This window comes from Methylophilales bacterium MBRSF5 (assembly GCA_001044335.1).
In the GTDB taxonomy this organism is placed as follows: Bacteria; Pseudomonadota; Gammaproteobacteria; order Burkholderiales; family Methylophilaceae; genus BACL14.
In genome coordinates, this window is record CP011001.1 from 1,189,303 (window position 1) to 1,205,678 (window position 16,376).

Below are 16,376 nucleotides of genomic sequence, written 5' to 3' on the forward strand. Positions count from 1 at the left end.
CATGTAAATGCACCCTTTTTTTATTCATAAGGCTTAATCTTTCAGTATAATTCGCATAAGTAATAAAAAAATTAACTTATGTTTTCTAAGCTATCAAGCAATCCTTACCACCCATTTCTAAAGGCTTATCTTTTTGGTTTAATTTTTTTTAGCCTATCAAGATTGGGGTTAATCTTTTGGCAGTTAGATGCCGTTAATGCAACCGATAAATTATTAAATATTATCGTACAAGGTGTTCGAGTGGACCTTATCCAGCTGGGATTAATATTTCTAATTCCCTTGTTAATTTTTCCACTCAGTTTCATTAATAGTCAAACAAAAAATATTTACTCTGCATTTTTAAGATTTTGGATCATTGTCAGTTTTATAATTTTATTTATCATCGAAGCATGCTCAATCACATTTATCAATGAATACAATACAAGACCTAATGTCCTATTTCTAGAATATCTAAAATATCCCAGAGAAGTCTTTGAAATGTTATTTAAGGGATTTACCCTGGATGCGATTTTAGTGGTTGGGTCTGTGTTACTTTTCTCAAGACTTATCATTCTTGCATTCCGAAAACAAAACCAGATTGAGCATAAATTAATGCACCTTGTGATTTGGCCAATCATCCTCGTCTTAATGTTGATCAGCATTAGGTCAAGCTTTGGTCACCGTCCTGCAAATCCGGCAATGTTTGCAATCACTGACAATGCTATGGTGAATTCTCTTGTTCTCAACTCCCCATACTCTGTGTTTTACGCTGCTTATAGTATGAAGCATGAAGCCTCGGCCTCAAAAGTGTATGGAAAGATGGATGTTGATAAAATTTATTCTTTGACATCTCAACAGGGCCCGGCTGAATACCCAACCCAAAAATCTTTAACGCCAAGCTATCAAGGTAAACCCAAAAATATTGTTATCCTCCTTCAAGAAAGTTTGGGTGCCACTTTTGTTGAGTCTCTGGGTGGAGTACCGGTCACCCCAAATTTAGAAAAATTAAAAAATGAGGGCATCTGGTTTACCCAGCTGTACGCCACAGGAACACGTTCTGTCCGAGGAATTGAGGCCGTCGTCTCAGGTTTCCCGCCTACACCGGCGCAAAGTACGGTGAAGCTGCCCTTGTCACAATCTAATTTTTTTACTCTGGCTACTTTATTAAAAGAGAAGAATTATGATACAAGTTTTATTTATGGCGGAGAAGCCCATTTTGATAATATGCGTAGCTTTTTTACTGGGAACGGTTTTAAAAAGATAATTGAACAAAAAGATTTTACTAACCCAATATTCAAAGGAAGCTGGGGTGCGTCAGATCAGGATCTATATCAAAAGGCACATGAAGAATTCTTAGAACGTCATAACCAAAATCAACCTTTTTTTAGCCTGGTCTTTACGTCCTCCAATCATGCACCTTTTGAATTTCCAGCAGGTGTAATTGATTTATACGAACAACCGCAAGCCACAGAAAAAAATGCTGTGAAATATGCAGATCATGCCTTGGGTGAATTTATACAAAAAGCAAAACAAAGTGATTACTGGAAGGAAACTATTTTCTTGATTGTAGCTGATCATGACATACGCCCCAGAGGAGACTTCTTAATTCCAATAAAAAACTTTCATATACCTGGCTTAATCATGGGGGGCGGTATCAATCCCAAAGTCATCAGCTCAATTACTAGCCAGATTGATTTGCCTGTGACCATACTCTCATTAGCAGGCATCCATGCAAAACATCCTATGATTGGACAAGACATGAGTGCTATTGATCAGTCCTATAAAGGTCGAGCGATTATGCAATACTACGATAACTTTGCCTGGATGGAGCAGGACGAACTCTTTGTTTTACAACCTAACCAAGAAATTTTTTATGGCAAGTATGACTTTATAAATAATAAAATTATCCCAAGCGACAAAAATAATATTAACTATGATAAACAGTTAGCACATGCCCTGCTGCCCAGTATTTTATATAGTCAGAAACTTTATAGATTGCCTCCACAATGAAATTGAGTCATATATTCACAAATTTAAAATACCTCTCACAATTTCTTCTATTTTATGCACGATCAAATATAAGAAATATTGAAAAAGCAGATGCACGCCATGTTGTTCCCGAAAATTTTATCGGAGTGAATATTGCCAGCAATGAAAATGAGGAAACCGATGAATATATCTTAGACAAAATTCAGGATCTTGAAGTAAAAAACTTAAGGATATATTTTACATACCAAGATTTGAACAATCATAAAGCAAGATTGCTAAAAAAATTAAAACATTTTAGTGGATCAATCATTGTCAATCTCAGCCCTCCACCCAAGGATGCTGTCAATATTTCAACTGAGCATGGAATGATCGCCTGGAAAAATTTTATCAATAAATTCTTTAATGATTTTAAAGAAATACCATTTGCAGTCGAAATAGGATCCACAATTAATAGACCATCATGGACAAAACTCACTTTTAAAAGCTTCTTCATGATCTGGGCCTCTACTTACTCAGTGTGTCGAATTCATAAACGTTCTATCATCGGCCCTAATATTACTGACTTTGAGCCCTTTATCAATTTTGGAATATATAAGTCTTTGCAATCCAAACATCAATTACCAGATGAGATATCAAATAATCTATTTGTGGAAAGAACGATTGAACCGGAACCATATGATCGTCGTATCTTTTTAAGAAAATATCCAAGGTTGTTTAAGTTTGATATATATAAAAAATCAGCACTATATAAAGTTATAGCAGAGCACTTTAATATTAAATCCCTGATATCTCCGTGTGCATTCTGGAGTAAAAAAAGAGTCAATAGACTTATAGGACAGCCAAATCTTCAAAGGTCGAAATATGTAACTCGTTACTTTGCCCTGCTGGCAGCTAAGGGTGACTTCTCAAAAGTATTTTGGGGTCCACTGATTTGTGGACGTGAGGGACTGATCTCCAACAGCATCAAGGAGCCAGATTATCCCAAGCTAGAACAGGTCACATACTACAAAGAGGCTCGGGGTCAGATTTCTGACTTTAATATTAAAAAGATGTATTATGCCCTACGTTTTTTTAACACTACTATCCCTGGTGCTAAATTTATTAAGGATTATTCTTATGATCAAAATATTCATATCTTAGAGTTTGAAAAGAATAATCAGATCATTCATCTCATATGGACACAAAATAACTTAATTCAAGATATTCAACTTCACTATCATTTAAATGATTTAAGCAACGGACAATATAAAGACCATCTTGGCAATGAGATTGAAACACCACATACCATAACTGAAAATCCTATCTATATTTTTTGGAATAAATTAAATCAACCTAATTTAATTCAAGCTCCCAAAATCTCTAACCATTATTTTATTCACCATAATTCAGAAAAGTATTTTTTTCTTCATGATGCGGAATGGAATGGGCTAATTAAAGTAAACAATAAAATGGCATTAAATTCATTTTTAAAGGCCTGCCATCCATCTAAACTAGTCAGTCCTGACAAAAAAGACAGTCTTAGACTATCTAGGAATGCAGTGTGGATTCATGATATTCCAAATTTAGGGAAGGTCGTGATCAAAAAGCCGGCACATGTCTACCCACATAAACATTTCCTTGATCGACACCGTCCTAACAAATCCATAAGAGCTTGGAATGGGGCAAATGCCTTACTTGCAAAAGGAATTAATACCGCACCTCCAATTGCAGTATTTAGCAAAAAAAATGATAAGACAGGTCTTGAAAATTTTTATATTTGTTCACACAGTGATGCATACAATTTTAACGACCTCGCTCTCCATTTCCAAACTGAAAATACATTCAAAGGGTTAAGCAAAAGACATATTTTTGAGCGTACAGCTCGATTTATTAATGATATGCATGGCCGTGGTTTATTTTTTAATGACCTATCTGCGGGGAATCTCTTTATTAACATTAATGATAAACACTTTGATTTTGAATTAATTGATACAGGTAGGGTGAAGAATTTTTACAGCAATCTTAGCTTCCAGTCGCGCAAGAAACAACGGATGAAAGACATCGTAAGACTGCTTAATAAATTTGATTGGGAGACCAGAAATATTTTCCTTAAATATTATTTCCAATTCAATAATCAATCTTTAACCCTATTAGATAAGCTATCTCTTATAAGGTACGATATTTTTGTTGAAACCAAAAGATATAGAAAGAAAATACAAAAAAAACTCTCATGAAAATCATTAGGTTTTTTTCAGCGTTATTAAATGTTTATTTTTTGATCTTTTAAGTAAAGTAAATCTACTGTTTTATACAGAATTTAATTGAAAGGAGATTACATTATGTGGACAACACCTGCTGCTACTGAAATGCGTTTCGGTTTTGAAGTAACAATGTACGTATGCAATAAGTAATTATTGTTTAGGTATAAAAAAGGAGCTTATTGCTCCTTTTTTTTATTGATCTTAAATTCTTTGGGTAACATAACCCAAATATTTCCTTGCTGTTTCATGGCGCCCGCCTTTTTACCCGCTTCTGGTCCTGCCCCCCAATAATAGTCTGCTCGAATTGGGCCTCTGATTGCTCCTCCCGTATCTTGTGCAATGACCAAACGATTTAGTGATTCATTTGAATTAGGAAATGTGGTCGCGAGAAATACTGGAGAGCCAATTGGGACATAACGTCTATCAATGGCAATTGATCTCTCAGCCGTTATCGGAACTCCTTGGGCTCCAATTGGGCCATCCAGACCATTATCGAGCTCTCTAAAAAATACAAAGCTGGGGTTTTTATCTAGGAATTTTTTTAACTTTTTCTTGTTCTTATTGGCCCATGATTTTATTCCCTGCATGGATGCATTATCTTTTGTTAGCTCACCAGCATTAATTAATGCTCTTCCCATAGAGCGATAAGGGTGGCCATTTTGATCAGCATAGCCGATAGGTATCTCACTTCCATCCTCAAATTTTATTATTCCAGAACCTTGAATCTCAAGAAAAAATGCTTCAACCGCATTATCCACCCAAAATAATTCATTGCCTTTTAAGATATTCTCACTTGATGAGATTTGCTCTCTTGAAAAGTAAGGTAATAACTTATTGCCCTCAACTTTTCCTCTCAATCTTTTATATTTCATCTCTGGATAGAGCTCAGATAAATCGACCGTAATCAAATCTTCTGGTGTTTTGTAAATTGGGGTTGAATATTTTTTTGTTTTCTCCTTGCTGCCATTGAGAATAGGTTGATAGTACCCAGTGATTAATCCATAATCAGTGCCATCATCTTTCCATGACTTATAGAGAGTAAAGTTTGTTTTAAAAAATTCAATAACCTCTTCAGAAGATGGATCTTCCATTAAGTTAGCAATGCTGCACACTTTTTTCCATTGTTTTTGATTAATAAGGGTAGAACAACTTTTTTGCCAAGCAGGCCAAGAATCTTTTACATTGTCACTCTTTAAAATAAAATCTATCTCATACCACTCAGATTGCCTGAGCTGACTAAATGGAACAATATTTTCATCAGACTTTTCTTTTACCTCAACAACATTACATTCCTCAGACTTTTTACTTTCTACTGTTTCATCACATTGGCAATCTGTTTTTTCTATTTGCTTTGGAACACAGCCAATGAAAATAAAAAATATGAGCGGAAGAAGAAATTTAATCAATGCAGACTCCTCGGCATGATCAAATCAAATTTTGGTATCTCTGCATCAAACCTTTCACCAAACTCAGTTTCCATAGAGTAGGAGCCAAACATTTCGCCTATAGGTGTATCTATTTCAGTAGCACTGGTATAGGTAAAATTATCACCAGGATAAATGATGGGTTGTTCGCCAATAACGCCGATTCCATCTACTGTTTTGATATTACCGTTAGAGTTGACTATCTTCCAATGCCGAGAGACTAATTGGACATTGATATCAGATTCATTTTTGATGGTCACCGAATAAGCAAAAAAATATTTGCTTTCTTCATCTGATGAGTGTGAAGGCATATATTCTGTCAGCACACTGATTTCAATTTTTTTACTCAGATGGCTCATGTTATTTGATTAGTCCAGAAGTTGGTGAACTGGGATCAGCTTGATATAATTTTTTATCCATCCTCCCAGCCAGATAAGCTTCTCTTCCTGCATCAATAGCCTTTCTCATGGCTCCAGCCATCATGATAGGATTTTTTGCCTCAGCAATAGCCGTATTCATTAATACGCCATCGCATCCAAGCTCCATCGCAATAGAAGCATCGGATGCTGTTCCAACCCCAGCATCAACTATAACTGGCACTGATGAATTCTTTATGATGATTTCAAGATTCCATGGATTCAAAATACCCATTCCCGAACCAATTAAAGATGCAAGAGGCATAATCGCTACACAGCCAATATCCTCTAACATTTTGGCAACAATAGGATCATCTGATGTATACACCATGACCTCAAAACCATCATTTACTAGAACCTTTGCCGCCTCAATGGTTTCAATCACATTTGGATATAGTGTTTCTTTATCTCCTAACACTTCAAGCTTCACCAAATTATGGCCGTCTAACAATTCACGAGCCAACCTCAGTGTTCTAATTGAATCTTCAGCATTAAAACAGCCGGCCGTATTTGGGAGATAGGTAAAGTCTGAGGGTGGTACGAAATCAATTAGGCTAGGCTCACCTACATTTTGACCAATGTTGGTTCTTCTAATAGCAACAGTAACAATTTCAGCCCCAGATTCAGTTATTGCTTCTTTTGTCTCTTTAAAGTCCTTATACTTTCCAGTGCCTACTAACAATCTAGAATTAAATTCTCTCGAACCAACTATAAATTTATCTGAAGTGCTATCCACCACCAACTGCTCCGACAATTTCAAACTTATCTCCCTCTTTTACTAGCGTATCTTTAAGACTACTTTTTGGAATAATCTCACCATTACACTCAACTGCAAATTTTTTACTCGCCACACCAATTTCTTCTACTAAATTGTATACAGTTAAATTTTCCTCAAAATTTTTTATCTCGCCATTTACCCAAATCTTCATGGTCTTTATTCGTTATGCACTAAAGTTTCTTGTAAAAAATCTAAACGACATCTCATAACAAATTGAGGCCAATTCAGCATCATATCGATCACCCTCATCCCTCATAAAGGCATGTTGTGCATTAAATTCGTGCCATTCAAATGTAATATCTGTTGATAATAACTTTTGTCTAATTTCAGACAATGCCTCTGTTGAGACATGGGTATCCTGTTTTCCCCAAATCATTAACAGCTCACCCGAGATGTCTTTCAACCGCTCCATGCTGTGTTGACCTGGCTTATTGGGAATGATGGTTGTATGTAAGTCTGTGGCATAAAAACATGCAGTCGCCTTTATATTCTTATTTAGCGCAGCGCGAAAAGCTAAATGGCCACCAATGCAAAATCCCATCGCTCCAAAATTACCGTTATGCCAATCTTGCTCTTTTGCCCAATTTATAAGGGCATCGTTATCACTATCGTACGACTCAACATCTTTATTTGCCTTGTCCGCATTTCCTTTATCCCTTCCTGCGTCGTCATATCCCAACACCGTTCCGATTGGATTTAACTCATGGAACACCTCTGGTACAAGAACGTTATAACCATGACTTGCTACAATTTGTGCAGCGCGCAATATAGGTCCAGTTTGTTGAAAGATTTCAGAATAAAATAAAATAGTTGGAAATTTGCCTATTTGTGCAGGCTGATGAACATATGTTCTCATCTTTCCGGTAGGGGTATCAATATCAATATGATGGGATTTGATTAGCATTTTCTTTCCTTAATAATCAGCACTTCTTCCTGTTGCATAGTTTTCTGGGAGATCATTTTGCCATCTATTGCACGATCCACATTGATGATCTTCCATTGTTGGGCAGTATTTTAACCCTTTGTTATTACAAAATTTACATTCATTATTTTTATTTTTTTTGTGGATTTCTGTCGCTACTTTTGAACTTCCAAGACCGTATTTATTATCCATAATAAGTAACTCATGAAGTTTAACAATATAACTATAAGTTACTCTATGTTAACTATGTTATCAAGCATGCTAATTGCTCCGAACAGGATTACAATTGGAAAAAACAAAGTCCATATTTTCTTGCTCTTTTAATGTTTTAATGTTCACCTGACTGTTTGAGAGTTTCAGAATCAGCATGTCGTTTTGATAAGTCTCATCGTCTATGAAATTAAGTCTATACTCCATATTTTTTAAGATAAGCCACTTATCAATGTTTTCTTCAACACCAGAAATATCTCTCAAATAAAATTCTTTGTTTTCTTCACACTGATATAACGTTGAGTCTTTTGGAGTGGTATCAAGCTCATAATAATCGGTTGATAAAACACGGCCGATCTTGTCTGTATTGACGTAAGAACATGCTTGAAAATTTAATACAACAAATAATAAGCTAATTTTTACTAAATTCTTGAATTTCACTATCTAATTCCATGAAGACTTTTGAATGGTATTCAGATTTTACCAAATTTCCTTCATCTGCATATATTTTTGATAGCAATTGATGTGCCATAGAGTGATTTTCTTTTTTGGCAAGCACTTCCATGAGTTCATTTTTCGATTCCTCGACCTGATTGAGATGATATAAACTTCTAGCAAAATAATATTTTGCCTCAAATGCATTCGTTTCTTTTATCCATTCTTGAGAAATATTTTTCAATTCATTCCAATCTTCATCAAATAAGGGTTTAACTATTTTCATAAAGTAAGGAAGATTGGTTGGAGGTTCATCCCAAAAAGGAATCTGAGCTTGTGTAGTCACCTCTAAGCGCTCACCTTTTTCTATAAGCTCCTTAACTACCTCAATTGGGATTGAATAATATAAGGCGCCGCGCCCAGGGGTCTTAAATGTTGTAATACCTAATAGCTTTCCGGTTTCATCAAATAAACCACCACCACTTGCTCCTAAAGAAAACCATGTTGACGACTGAATCACTTTTTTACCCTTTAAATCAAAAATATCTCTGACTTTACCAATTGATGTCACCGGCCTGGTAGCATTACCACCATAGCTTTTAGCGATTACGTTAGTGCCGTAATCAACATCAGAACTAGAACCCAATGTCACAGGCTCTAAATTAAGATATTTGAAAGTGAGAATACATATATCATGCTCCCAATCCGCGATTAATTTTTCTGGGGGATAGCTCGTTCCATATTTTGTGACATGAATGCCTGTTGAATTTGCGATCACGTGACAATTAGTAACCACATGATCTTTTGCAACCACAACGCCTGAACCCACTCCATGGTTACCTGCCTGGTTAGCAGAATGAACTTTCACTATGGAACGATTTAATTGCAATGTTAGCTCTTGGGTAAGGCCAGCTGAATTAGAAATTGTAGGGATTAAAAAAAGGATTAATAATAATTTTTGCATCGTATCTTATCAAAAGTTTATCTAATAGTTCTGATAAGATACGCAACAGTTAGTTCATGATTAACCGCATTTACTTTCACCGCAGTTTAAGCAGGTTAGACATCCATCCATGAGAATGGCTGCTTTGGTATTACATTTTGAGCATAATTGACTATCCTTAGGAAATCCAGACTGATCAAGCTGGTCTTGATTCTTATCTAAGTACTCTTTCTTTTTTTCTTCAACTAATTTTTTTTGATGTTCATCAAGCTCTTTTGTTTTCAGCATGCCAATGTCAATCAAATGTTTTTCTAAGACCTCACCAATCTCAGCAACCAGGCTTGGAACGTACTTACCACCTTTTTTGTAATATCCACCATTAGGATCAAAAACACTTTGCAACTCTTCGAGCAAAAAAGTAACATCGCCGCCTTTACGAAAAACTGCAGACATCACTCTCGTTAATCCTACGATCCATTGAAAATGGTCCATATTTTTTGAATTAATAAATATTTCAAATGGTCTTGAGTGTTCTTGATCAGTGCCTTCATTCATCACCACGTCATTGATTGTGATATACAAAGCGTGCTCAGTAACGGGTGTTTTTACTTTATAAGTAGTTCCTCGAATATGCTCTGGTCTTTCAAGCGGCTCCCCTAGTTGAACAACATCAGCCTTAGGGGCATCGTTTTTGTCATTTAATACAGAGTAACCAACAATCTTTTTTTCAATTTTCTTTACCATATTTATCCCCTAGAACTTTCCGTAATATCCTTCTTTTAAAGCGTCATACAAGTTAGCTGCGGTGTGTTTTTCGCCGTCGTATTCAACTTCGTCGTTACCTTTTAACTCGACCGTAGATCCGTCATCTAACTTGAATTGATACTTCGTATTTTCTAAATCTTTTTCGGTCACTAACACGCCTTGGAAAGCCTCTGGATTAAATCTAAATGTTGTACATCCTTTTAACCCTTTATCATAGGCATACATATAAATCTCTTTAAAGTCTTCAAAGTCGTAGTCTGTTGGCACATTAATAGTCTTTGAAATGGAGCTATCAATCCATTTTTGTGCAGCCGCCTGAATATCCACATGATTTTTTGTTTTAATTGTAGATGAATCAATAAAATAATCTGGCAATACTTTATCCTCTTTTTCAGAAAAAGGCATGGCTTTATCATTGATCAAAGATCTGTAAGCCAATAATTCGAAAGAAAAAACATCTACTTTTTCCTTAGTTTTTTTACCTTCTCTAATCACGTTTCTGCTGTAATGATGGGCAAAAGATGGCTCGATACCATTACTTGCATTATTTGCTAATGATAATGAGATAGTCCCGGTTGGAGCAATTGAGCTATGGTGGCTAAATCGAACTCCATTTTCAGCGATCTCGTTTCTTAACTCTTCCGGGAACTGCTGCATATATTTGCTGTATTTTCCCATTAATACTTTACCAGCAACCTTATCTCCAACCTTGATTCCATCAGCTTTCATTTCTGGTCGCATCTGAAGCATTTGCTCAGTTATTTCAAATAACTCTTCCATGATAGGTGCAGAACCTTTTTCTTTGGCTAACTTAATGCCAACTTTCCATCCTTCTTCAGCAAGTATACGAGTCACTTCTTCAGTAAATTTAATTGATTCTGGGTCACCGTATTTAATTTTCATCATCGTAAGTGTTGAGCCAAGGCCAAGGTAACCCATACCGTGTCGTCTTTTCTGCATGATTTCATCACGCTGCTTGCCAAGCGGGAGGCCATTAATTTCAACGACATTATCAAGCATCCTGGTAAAAATACTGACTACTTTTTTATACTCATCCCAATCAAAATAGGCATCATCAGTAAATGGGTTTTTTACAAACATCGTAAGATTTACTGAACCTAACAGACATGCTCCATATTCGGGAAGAGGTTGTTCCCCACAAGGGTTTGTGGCGCGAATATTTTCACAGAACCAGTTATTGTTCATTTCATTAACGCGGTCGATCAAAATGAAACCAGGCTCTGCATAATCATAAGTTGATGCCATAATGACATCCCATAATCTTTTCGCTTTAATGGTTGAATAAACCTTGCATGCAACTTTCCCAGCATCTTTTCCTGACTCTTTGACTATGTACTTTTCTTTCACCGGCCAATCGCGCCAAACTATTTTTTCAGAATCTTTGAGGTCAAGGTTGTCTTGTTTGGCTTCTTTTTCGGTTACAGGAAAAGCTAGTTTCCAATCTGAATCTGATTTAACAGCCTCCATAAATTCTTTGGTTATCAAACAGGATAGGTTGAACTGACGAAGCCTTCCGTCCTCTCTTTTTGCTTTAATAAAATCAGTCACATCAGGATGAGAAATATCAAATGTTGCCATTTGAGCACCTCGACGACCACCCGCACTAGATACGGTAAAGCACATACGATCATATATATCCATAAATGAAAGAGGTCCGCTGGTATATGCGCCGGCTCCTGCGACAAATGCTCCTTTTGGTCTTAAAGTTGAGAATTCATAACCGATACCACAACCTGCTTTTAAAGTAAGGCCTGCTTCATGAACTTTATCTAAAATATCAGTCATGCTGTCCTGAACTGCTCCCGAAACGGTGCAATTAATTGTACTGGTGGCTGGTTTGTGTTCTTTCGCACCCGCGTTCGATGTAATTCTTCCTGCTGGAATCGCGCCGTGTTGTAAAGCCCATAAGAAATTATCTTTCCATTCTTTCTTATTGGAGGGTTCTACATCCGCCAAAGCCTCTGCAACTCTTTCATAGGTATCTTGAATCGTCTCATCGACATAATTTCCGTCCTTCTTTTTCAGTCGATATTTTTTATCCCAAATATCAACAGAAACTGACTGCATCTCTATTTTAGTTGCGACTTCGCCTTGGTCGGATTTATCTGAATGGACGGCTTCTAACATGAATTTCCCCTGAAATATATTGCAAAAAAAATGATAATTAAGAAAATTGTAGCAATTCTTTAAATCATTTAAAACCACAATATGTTGTGGTCTTTAATCAATATTGTAACATCAAATTGTGGTTGGTCAATACATAAAATTGCTCAAAATTAGTGCAATAATGATAAAAAGTATATAAATCAAAGACTTCAGGATGAAATTTTTTTTTAGAGGTAAAATAACAATAATTATGAGATTTTTTTTATATCAGTTACTTATTCACATTCTTATTGTTTTGTCTCCCATAAAGTTTATTTACCGGAGCATCAAACAACCTGATTACTTAAAACATTTAGCTGAACGATATGGAGTATACAATCTTAAAAATATCAAAAATAATGATCTGATTTGGTTTCATTGTGTGTCTTTAGGAGAAACTAAAGCCATCAACAGTTTACTATCGCACTTAGTTCCCAGATTTAAAGATAAATTTTTTTTAGTTACTCATTCAACTCCCACCGGAAGAAATACTGAAATTTATAATTCAAACAGAATATTTCGAGCTTACCTGTGTTTTGATAGTTGGTTTTTAAACAAACTTTTTTTAAATTATTTTAAACCTAAGGTTGCGATTTTTTTAGAAACAGAGATTTGGCCAGGAATAACTAAAGAACTAAAATTAAGAAAAATTCCATCCCTATTGGTTAATGCAAGATTGTCCGATAAATCTCTAACAAAATACCAACACATCAAATATTTTATTAAACCAACTTTTGATTCATTTGATTTGATCATAGCGCAGTCAGAACATGATAAGAATAATTTCAAGTCAATTACTGATAATAAAATTCAGATTTGTAGTAACTTAAAATTTAATCAGCCCATTACAGAATTAACGCCATCTGAAAAAAATAAATTTAAAAAACTTTTAAACATAAATTCTAAAAAAGTTATTTCTTTGATCAGTTCAAGAAAAGGAGAGGAAGAGCTATTTTTAAAACAAATAAAGTTATTAAAGAACTTTAATGATTTTACATTTATGATTATCCCAAGGCACCCTCAGCGCTTCAAGGAAGTAGAAACGCTTGTATTGAAAAATGGGTATGCTTGTAATTTAGCTAGCCATCCAAAAAAAACTAATCAATCCAACACCATAGTTCTTGGAAACACCATGGGTGAAATGAATAAATATATTTCGATTAGTGATTTAGTTTTAATTGGTGGTAGTTTCAAAAACTTTGGCTCCCAAAGCCCAGTTGAGTCTCTATTATTAAAAACTCCATGTTTAGTTGGTCCATCCATTTATAATTTTTTATCGATCATACAACATGGAATAGCTGCAAAAGTAATCAAACAAATTACACCTGATGCCATAGCTGTTGAAATAAATAATTTTTTTAAAACCAAAAATAAAAAAGTTTTTGAACAACATTTAAATAAATTTCTTTTAAAGAATAAAAAAGATGAAGAGAAGGTTATTCAGCTGATTAGCAAATATTTTTAATTAATGGTGCGATTGTTTTAAAGCTTGGGTTATCAGAATTTTTTAACCATTCAAATACGATTGATTCGACATTAGTTAGAATACAACCAACATCGCGCAGTCTGAAAATTGCATTTTGTTTATTTAAAATATTTCTTGATACTATGGCATCTTCTAAGATGTATACTTTTTTACCTTGATCAATCAAATCGAGTGCCGTTTGTAGTATACATATATGTGACTCCATTCCAGCTAAAATAATTTGGTCTCTGGTTTCTATTAGTTTGGAATTAAACTTTGGCTCATCCACACATGAGAAAGCTGTTTTTTCAATAAAGCTTGCATGGGTTAAAAAAGGAATCATACTAGAGAGTGTTTTACCAAGGCCCTGGGGATACTGCTCAGTGACTAGAACTGGAATTTCTTCAATTTTAGCTAAAGTAGCAATAAGCTCACAACGTTGAATCATTTTATTAACCACTTCTTTAGGCATTGCGCCTGCAAGCTTGTCTTGCATGTCAATAATGACTAATTGACTTCTCTGTATTTCAGCTTTCATCTTCCTGACTAACCGTTAAATATTTGTTAATTTCTTCTAGATCTTTAATCGATAAAGTTCCAACAGTATGCTTCAAGTTTAACAGATTCTTCAAATAATTATACCTAGAAGATAGTAAATCATATTTTGCAGAAAATAACATTTGTTGAGCATTCAACACCTCAACACTATTTCTTAGACCTTCTCTAAAGCCGACTTGTGTGGACTTTAATTGCAGCTCAGATGATTTTAAAGCTTGCTGATAAGCATCAATTGCTGAAAGGTTAGTTTGAAGATTTAAATACGCCTCTCTTACCTCTAATTCAACTTGCCTTTTTAAGGCCTCAGCTTCTTGAATTGACTTTTCTTTTAATAATTCTGCTTCTCTAATTTTTGATGAAGTAAACCCACCAGAAAAAATTGGAATATTTATCTCAACGCCAATCGTATCTGAGTAATTTCTTAAACCAAAAGCATATCCATCCTTATCCCAGGTTCTCCTTCTTGCAGCAAGAGCATCTATGGTTGGATACTGATCCCCTTTACGAACATCAATTTCTTTTCTGGCAACCTCTACTTCAGCATCCTTAATTAAAATAGCTACACTGTTTTGCATTGCAATGTCTACCCACTCTTCTGGGAGGTTGTCCATTTTTTCAAATGAAATAAAATTCATTAGAGGTTTAAGTACGCCAGGTAATTCTCCGGTAATGGCTTCAATCTCTCTTTTTTTAATCTTTAATTCTTTAACTGCATTAAGCAAATCCACTTCCATTAAATCTTTTTTGGTTTTAGCTTCATTAATATCAGTGATAGATATTAATCCTGCTTCAAATTTTATTTCAGCTTCCCGAAGTTGTTCTTGAATCGCTAATCTTTGAGTTTGAATGAGATCAACTTTATCTTTTGCCAACAGTGATTCAAAATAAAGCTCGGATACCTTCATCATTAAATCTTGCTGAACTAAATGATATTTTTTATCAGCCAAACTGGTTTGTGCAAGAATTTGCTTATATGTTGAATAGGCAGAATAATTAAAAAGAGGTTGACGGATTACAATATTATAACCATAGGCATCATAATCGGCTTTAGTTCCCCTGGTAAATAAACTGCTACCAAGTGCTGCATCTGTATTTAAAAATTTTCTCTCTTGGTTACGATCATCATAATTCATTGTGGCTGAAATAGATGGAAGAAAAAGTGAACGGCCCTGATTGATTAATTCTTTAACCGCTTCATTTTGAAATTTTTCAGAAGATAAGACGGGATCATTTTGTAAGGCTTGAAGATATAACTCAAAAAGATCTTTCTCTTCAGCAGTTACATGACTGAAATAAAAAAAGATTAGAAAAAGAGTAAATAAATTCTTTAGCCTTAAAATAAAAATTTGTTTGGCTCCCATGATTCAATAAGCTGAGGAATTGAGGCCTCAAACATTGTTTGAGCACTATATTCTGAATCAGATAATCTTTTAATTACTTTTGCATGCTGAAGCGATTGATCGCCTTCGAAAATAAACAGTTGTCCATCAATATTGAGTTGCTCTCTCAATCCTGGAGGCTCTTTCACATGCGATGCAGTAAATACAATAAGGTCATATGGGGCTTCTTGGTAATACCCATTAAACCCGTTGCTTACAATGTACTTAACGTTATTTAACTTATTTTTTTTAAGTAATTGTTGTGCATGCGCAATAAACTCTGAGTCGATATCAACTGTGTATAACTCTTTAACATGACTTGCCAATAAAGCTGCAAAAAAGCCACTACCGGTTCCAATATGTAAGGCTTTCATTTTTTTATTCAACTCTAGCGAATCGATTATTTTTGCTTCAACTTTTGGAGCTAACATTGAAGCACTAGCATTAATTGGAATTTCTAAATCAGCAAATGCTAAGCCTTGATATTTTGAAGGTACAAAAAGTTTACGATCGTATTTTCTAAATAAATCTAGAACAGATTCATTAAGAACATTCCATGTTCTTATCTGCTGTTCAATCATATTAAATTTACTTTTTTCAGAATGCATATATGTCTTTGAATAGTATTAAAAAATAATACTTGAATTATATCTTATATTTTTGGTCGTTAAGACTGAAGGCATTAACCTAAATTCATAATTTATGTA

15 protein-coding genes and 1 pseudogene are annotated in these 16,376 nt (G+C 34.9%); 3 read left to right on the forward strand and 13 right to left on the reverse strand.

Annotated features, from left to right (window positions below; all coding sequences use genetic code 11):
- Positions 1–78 precede the first annotated feature (78 nt).
- On the forward strand, positions 79–1,989 hold the full coding sequence (locus tag UZ34_06380) for a sulfatase (GenBank protein AKO64967.1): 1,911 nt from the start codon (positions 79–81) through the stop codon (positions 1,987–1,989).
- Positions 1,986–4,181 carry a hypothetical protein gene (locus UZ34_06385; protein AKO64968.1) on the forward strand — a complete coding sequence of 732 codons (2,196 nt, stop codon included), beginning with the start codon at positions 1,986–1,988 and terminating at the stop codon, positions 4,179–4,181. Before UZ34_06380 ends, UZ34_06385 begins: the two co-directional genes overlap by 4 nt.
- 203 nt (positions 4,182–4,384) lie before the next feature.
- Here the strand turns inward: UZ34_06385 and UZ34_06390 are convergent, their stop codons facing one another.
- The 10 genes and pseudogenes from UZ34_06390 to UZ34_06435 all read right to left on the reverse strand — a co-directional run bounded on the left by UZ34_06390 (position 4,385) and on the right by UZ34_06435 (position 12,249).
- Positions 4,385–5,614: a murein transglycosylase gene (locus tag UZ34_06390; protein AKO64969.1), complete on the reverse strand. Its 1,230-nt coding sequence runs from the start codon at positions 5,612–5,614 to the stop codon at positions 4,385–4,387.
- Positions 5,611–5,991 carry a magnesium transporter ApaG gene (locus UZ34_06395; GenBank protein AKO64970.1) on the reverse strand — a complete coding sequence of 127 codons (381 nt, stop codon included), beginning with the start codon at positions 5,989–5,991 and terminating at the stop codon, positions 5,611–5,613. Before UZ34_06395 ends, UZ34_06390 begins: the two co-directional genes overlap by 4 nt.
- Before the next feature lies 1 nt (position 5,992).
- The gene (locus UZ34_06400) at positions 5,993–6,760 is read right to left on the reverse strand and encodes a thiazole synthase (GenBank protein AKO65188.1); all 768 of its coding nucleotides are present in this window, start codon (positions 6,758–6,760) and stop codon (positions 5,993–5,995) included.
- Positions 6,761–6,776: 16 nt separating this feature from the next.
- Positions 6,777–6,977 (reverse strand): thiamine biosynthesis protein ThiS, encoded by a 201-nt coding sequence (locus UZ34_06405; protein AKO64971.1) that lies wholly within the window; start codon positions 6,975–6,977, stop codon positions 6,777–6,779.
- A 12-nt stretch (positions 6,978–6,989) separates the two neighbouring features.
- Positions 6,990–7,730, reverse strand: a complete 741-nt coding sequence (locus UZ34_06410; protein ID AKO64972.1) for a dienelactone hydrolase — start codon at positions 7,728–7,730, stop codon at positions 6,990–6,992.
- 9 nt (positions 7,731–7,739) lie between these two features.
- A complete protein-coding gene (locus UZ34_06415; protein AKO64973.1) occupies positions 7,740–7,940 on the reverse strand; it encodes a hypothetical protein in 201 nt (66 codons plus the stop codon).
- A 69-nt stretch (positions 7,941–8,009) separates the two neighbouring features.
- Positions 8,010–8,399: a hypothetical protein gene (locus UZ34_06420; GenBank protein ID AKO64974.1), complete on the reverse strand. Its 390-nt coding sequence runs from the start codon at positions 8,397–8,399 to the stop codon at positions 8,010–8,012.
- Positions 8,400–8,559: 160 nt separating this feature from the next.
- Positions 8,560–9,357 (reverse strand): annotated as a pseudogene (locus UZ34_06425) (hypothetical protein).
- Positions 9,358–9,417: 60 nt separating this feature from the next.
- Positions 9,418–10,080 carry an NrdJb gene (locus UZ34_06430; protein AKO64975.1) on the reverse strand — a complete coding sequence of 221 codons (663 nt, stop codon included), beginning with the start codon at positions 10,078–10,080 and terminating at the stop codon, positions 9,418–9,420.
- Positions 10,081–10,089: 9 nt separating this feature from the next.
- Complete coding sequence (locus UZ34_06435) at positions 10,090–12,249, reverse strand: NrdJa (GenBank protein AKO64976.1); 2,160 nt, start codon at positions 12,247–12,249, stop codon at positions 10,090–10,092.
- A 229-nt stretch (positions 12,250–12,478) separates the two neighbouring features.
- On the opposite strand from UZ34_06435, the gene UZ34_06440 reads away from it, so the two are divergent.
- Positions 12,479–13,732 carry a hypothetical protein gene (locus tag UZ34_06440; GenBank protein ID AKO64977.1) on the forward strand — a complete coding sequence of 418 codons (1,254 nt, stop codon included), beginning with the start codon at positions 12,479–12,481 and terminating at the stop codon, positions 13,730–13,732.
- Here the strand turns inward: UZ34_06440 and UZ34_06445 are convergent.
- The 3 genes from UZ34_06445 to UZ34_06455 are packed head-to-tail and all read right to left on the reverse strand — an operon-like array spanning position 13,716 to position 16,277.
- The gene (locus UZ34_06445; protein ID AKO64978.1) at positions 13,716–14,270 is read right to left on the reverse strand and encodes an isochorismatase; all 555 of its coding nucleotides are present in this window, start codon (positions 14,268–14,270) and stop codon (positions 13,716–13,718) included. The genes UZ34_06440 and UZ34_06445 overlap by 17 nt on opposite strands.
- A complete protein-coding gene (locus UZ34_06450; protein ID AKO64979.1) occupies positions 14,260–15,651 on the reverse strand; it encodes a type I secretion protein TolC in 1,392 nt (463 codons plus the stop codon). Before UZ34_06450 ends, UZ34_06445 begins: the two co-directional genes overlap by 11 nt.
- The gene (locus tag UZ34_06455) at positions 15,624–16,277 is read right to left on the reverse strand and encodes a hypothetical protein (protein ID AKO64980.1); all 654 of its coding nucleotides are present in this window, start codon (positions 16,275–16,277) and stop codon (positions 15,624–15,626) included. The genes UZ34_06450 and UZ34_06455 overlap by 28 nt, the downstream gene beginning before the upstream one ends.
- Positions 16,278–16,376 lie beyond the last annotated feature (99 nt).

What these genes read in the sequence shown, in the direction of transcription:
- UZ34_06380 (AKO64967.1), top strand. Translation starts at nt 79, where the DNA reads ATGTTTTCTAAGCTATCAAGCAATCCTTACCACCCATTTCTAAAGGCT.
- UZ34_06385 (AKO64968.1), top strand. Translation starts at nt 1,986, where the DNA reads ATGAAATTGAGTCATATATTCACAAATTTAAAATACCTCTCACAATTT.
- UZ34_06395 (AKO64970.1), bottom strand. Translation starts at nt 5,991, where the DNA reads ATGAGCCATCTGAGTAAAAAAATTGAAATCAGTGTGCTGACAGAATAT.
- UZ34_06405 (AKO64971.1), bottom strand. Translation starts at nt 6,977, where the DNA reads ATGAAGATTTGGGTAAATGGCGAGATAAAAAATTTTGAGGAAAATTTA.
- UZ34_06410 (AKO64972.1), bottom strand. Translation starts at nt 7,730, where the DNA reads ATGCTAATCAAATCCCATCATATTGATATTGATACCCCTACCGGAAAG.
- UZ34_06415 (AKO64973.1), bottom strand. Translation starts at nt 7,940, where the DNA reads ATGGATAATAAATACGGTCTTGGAAGTTCAAAAGTAGCGACAGAAATC.
- UZ34_06430 (AKO64975.1), bottom strand. Translation starts at nt 10,080, where the DNA reads ATGGTAAAGAAAATTGAAAAAAAGATTGTTGGTTACTCTGTATTAAAT.
- UZ34_06435 (AKO64976.1), bottom strand. Translation starts at nt 12,249, where the DNA reads ATGTTAGAAGCCGTCCATTCAGATAAATCCGACCAAGGCGAAGTCGCA.
- UZ34_06440 (AKO64977.1), top strand. Translation starts at nt 12,479, where the DNA reads ATGAGATTTTTTTTATATCAGTTACTTATTCACATTCTTATTGTTTTG.
- UZ34_06445 (AKO64978.1), bottom strand. Translation starts at nt 14,270, where the DNA reads ATGAAAGCTGAAATACAGAGAAGTCAATTAGTCATTATTGACATGCAA.
- UZ34_06450 (AKO64979.1), bottom strand. Translation starts at nt 15,651, where the DNA reads ATGGGAGCCAAACAAATTTTTATTTTAAGGCTAAAGAATTTATTTACT.
- UZ34_06455 (AKO64980.1), bottom strand. Translation starts at nt 16,277, where the DNA reads ATGCATTCTGAAAAAAGTAAATTTAATATGATTGAACAGCAGATAAGA.